Annotated in this window: 3 protein-coding genes; all 3 read right to left on the bottom strand. The window is 67.2% G+C overall.

The features are described 5' to 3' along the window. Positions 1 to 574 precede the first annotated feature (574 nt). The 3 genes from AB0I68_RS38895 to AB0I68_RS38885 all read right to left on the bottom strand — a co-directional run bounded on the left by AB0I68_RS38895 (position 575) and on the right by AB0I68_RS38885 (position 2,724). A complete protein-coding gene (locus AB0I68_RS38895) occupies positions 575 to 895 on the bottom strand; it encodes a thioredoxin domain-containing protein (RefSeq protein WP_363182173.1) in 321 nt (106 codons plus the stop codon). Positions 896 to 901: 6 nt separating this feature from the next. Next, complete coding sequence (locus AB0I68_RS38890; protein ID WP_363182172.1) at positions 902 to 1,417, bottom strand: CSLREA domain-containing protein; 516 nt, start codon at positions 1,415 to 1,417, stop codon at positions 902 to 904. 272 nt (positions 1,418 to 1,689) lie between these two features. Beyond that, positions 1,690 to 2,724, bottom strand: a complete 1,035-nt coding sequence (locus AB0I68_RS38885; RefSeq protein WP_363182171.1) for an endonuclease/exonuclease/phosphatase family protein — start codon at positions 2,722 to 2,724, stop codon at positions 1,690 to 1,692. Between the last annotated feature and the right edge of the window lie 398 nt (positions 2,725 to 3,122).

Genomic DNA, 3,122 nt, shown 5'->3' with positions numbered 1-3,122 from the left:
GCCCGTTCTCTCATGCCCGCGACTACACCCGAACCTCCGTCCAGGCGATCACCCATTGCCACTCGAACAAGATTCGGTTTGCCACAACGCACTGAGACATTGGTGAGGGTGGCCGCGGCGGTTGCGCCGTTGCGGATACCGCCACCGGCAACGTCGGCGCTGTTGCCGGTGACGGCACTGTTGCTGACACTCAGCGAGCCCAGGTTCAGGATTCCGCCGCCGAAGTCTGCGCTGCCGTTACGGACCGTCAGGCCGGAGACCCCGACGGTCGCCCCATCGTCGATCTCGACGACGCGGGTGGCCCCACCACCATCGATGACCGTCTTCGTCGGGCCGTTGCCTCTGATCGTGAGGTGCTGCTGTCGGTGGCCAGCTAGATTTCCCCACCCACGGTCGCCTGACGGGGAGTCACCTGGCCACGAGAAATCTCACTGCCAGTGAGAATGGCCGGCACCCCGGTGAGTCGCTCTCTAACGGCGGCCCGGGGAGGTCATTCGGTGTCCTCGCGGGGCGAGGCCGGGGCCTCCAAGCCAGGCCACAGCTCGCCTGACAGTCGTCGGCTGTGCACCGGGCACTACGCCGCCGCCAACATCTTCACCTTGTCTTCGAGCTCCGACCTGTTCGCCCCCATCACCTCGTTGCTCTTCTCACCGTCCTTGAAGAAGATGAAGGTAGGCAGGGCTCGGATGCTGTACTTCTGAGCCACGGGGGCAACCTTGTCGACGTCCAGGGACACGAACACGATGTCCGTGTAATGCTCCGAGAGGTGCCTGACGGCAGGGCTGATGACCCTGCCAGGCCCGCACCACTCGGCCGTGAACATCGCGGCCACATTCGTGTTCGCGCGGAGCAGTTCTTCGAACTGCTCGGCGCTGGTCACCTCGATCACTGTCATGGATCCTCACTCCTCACTGTGTCTCTGGAGCCCATCCCTACCCCGCATCGCCACCCCAGACGCCGCTGACTGTTCCAGACGGGGCAGCGACGACAAGATCGGCGGGCCGGGAGGTCTGTCGGTCGTCGAGGGCGGGTACTCCAGCTTGCTGAGGTGACGCTTCGTGTTCGGTATGGCAAAGGTGGGGAACCTAATTGGCCGCCGGTGGGGGCCATCGGCGGGGAGTTGCCGGCCGTACGCGGGGAAACGATCTTGGCCGCTGTCATGCTGCTGCGGTGACCCGGTGACGTGCAGCTCGGTTCCGGTCGTCAACGTGAAGACGCCATTGACGGCGAAGGTGATGGTGTTGCTGCCGCCTGCGGCATTCGCGGCGCCGATGGCCTGACGCAGGCTGCACGGCGATCCGCAGGTCGTCCCGGGCAGGTCGGCGGTGGTGGTGACCGTCAACGTGGAGGCGTACGCCGGCTGCGCGCCGACCAGGCCCGTGCCTGCGAGGAGGCCGGCGGTCAGGGGGACAGTCACGGCTCACGAACGTAGGGCGCTGGTCCGTTGCGGCTGCTGGTTCAGCATCAAGTCTCTTTCCTCTTGTCCCCATGGCAGCGAGCGCGCGGGGCCTGGTGGCCGGGCCGGTCCGGGGCGGTGTTCCCTAACGGGGGGCCTTGGTCGAACGGGTTGTCGCTTCCAGCGTGGCCGAGCACGCGATCAAGGCGGGTGTGGCGGGCCGGGCTGGTCGGCACCGGCCTCCGGCCTCGGCATTCCTGTCGCGTGCTTGGCCCTGCGTGCCCTGTCCGCGATCAGTCGCGCAGCCGTACCACCAGACCGGCGTGGTCGGACGGCCACAGTCCTGTGCGTGTGCGGTCGCGCAGCTGGTCCCCGATCACTTCGGCGCGTACCGCTGACAGCCGGCCGGGCCGGTAGAAGACGTAGTCGATGCGGTGGTCCAGCTTGGACGGCACGTTGGTGAGGCCGGGGTCCTGGGATGTGGTGAAGCCGTCCTTCGCGGGGTGGACCTTGTGCCAGGCGTCCACATAGCCGCCGCCCGCGAACGTGCCGTACGGACCGGTCGCGTCCGTCGGCAGGGAGTTGAAGTCACCGAGCGCGGCGACGGGGTACGGAGACGTCGCCAGCGCGGTGTGCAGTTCCTGTCCCTGGGCGTTGCGGATGGCGGGTACCACGGGCTCCAGGTGTGTGTTCGCCACGCGTACCGGCTTGTCCGCGAGGTTCACGTCCACCGCGGACCAGCCGCGCGGGATGGTGAAGGTGATGCCGGACGGTGTCGGGACGACGAGCTTCGCCGTGTAGACGTGCGACTGGGGGTTCGTCACCCGGACCCCGTCGCGCACGAGGATCACGTCCCGGTCCGTGAAACTCGCCTGCCTGGTGGCGCTGATCGGCAGCACACCACTGAACGTGGTGTCGACGGCGGCCGCCCGGTAGTCGAGCCCCGCCTCGTGCAGTGCGCGCAGGATGATGTCCAGGAAGTCGTAGCTGGTGGTGAGCCCGCCGCCCTGCGGGCCCGTCTTCCACAGGGCGACTTCCTGCAGCCCGATGACCTCGGGCCGCTCCTTCTTGATCAGGCGTGAGATCGCCCGCGCCCGGTTCGGGAAGTCGGTGGCGACCACCTGGTCATAGGCGATTCCGGCTCGCCGGACGAGTTCCGGCAGGTTGGGCGCCGTGAGGAGCGGGATGAGGTCGGTGCCCTGGTAGACGTTGTACGTCGCGACGTCGAGGTGCCGGTGGCGGTTACCGGCCTGGGCCGGCGGGGCCATGCCCAACGCGGCGGTGAGCAGTCCCGCAGCGACGCACAGTGCCGTGAGTCTTCGTGCCATGAGCTTCTCCTGGATGCAGCTCCAAAACCTGGACAACTTCCCAGATACCAGCTCATAGATGCGGCGGGGCGACGACACAAGTCAAGATCGCCCCTGCTCTTCAACGATCGGGGCCGTTTGGCGGGGTTCTGGTACTCGCCGACGGCGTAGTCGACGATCTGGCTGAACGGTTGGCCCGGTCTTCGGCGAGGCTCCAGCGGTAGACCAGGAACCTTCAATCGCGGCGTCAGCGCACGGGGAGGATCCGAACAGCGGAACCCGGGACAGGGCCAAGCCCCTGGTGGTAGGTACAGAACGCGGCTCAGTGCGTTGTGGCAAAGGGAGTCCCTGTTCGATGAGCAGGGGCTTCTTCGTGTGTGGGGCATGACCGCGACGGGGTAGGGGCAGGCAGCGGACGG

The sequence above is a fragment of the Streptomyces sp. NPDC050448 genome, from assembly GCF_040655295.1.
Lineage (GTDB): Bacteria > Actinomycetota > Actinomycetes > Streptomycetales > Streptomycetaceae > Streptomyces.
The sequence above is the reverse complement of the archived record's forward strand: the minus strand, read 5'-3'. Positions and strand labels throughout refer to the sequence as shown.

Bases quoted from the DNA above. Each gene is read 5' to 3' on its own strand.
- AB0I68_RS38895 (WP_363182173.1), bottom strand. From the start codon at position 895: ATGACAGTGATCGAGGTGACCAGCGCCGAGCAGTTCGAAGAACTGCTC.
- AB0I68_RS38885 (WP_363182171.1), bottom strand. From the start codon at position 2,724: ATGGCACGAAGACTCACGGCACTGTGCGTCGCTGCGGGACTGCTCACC.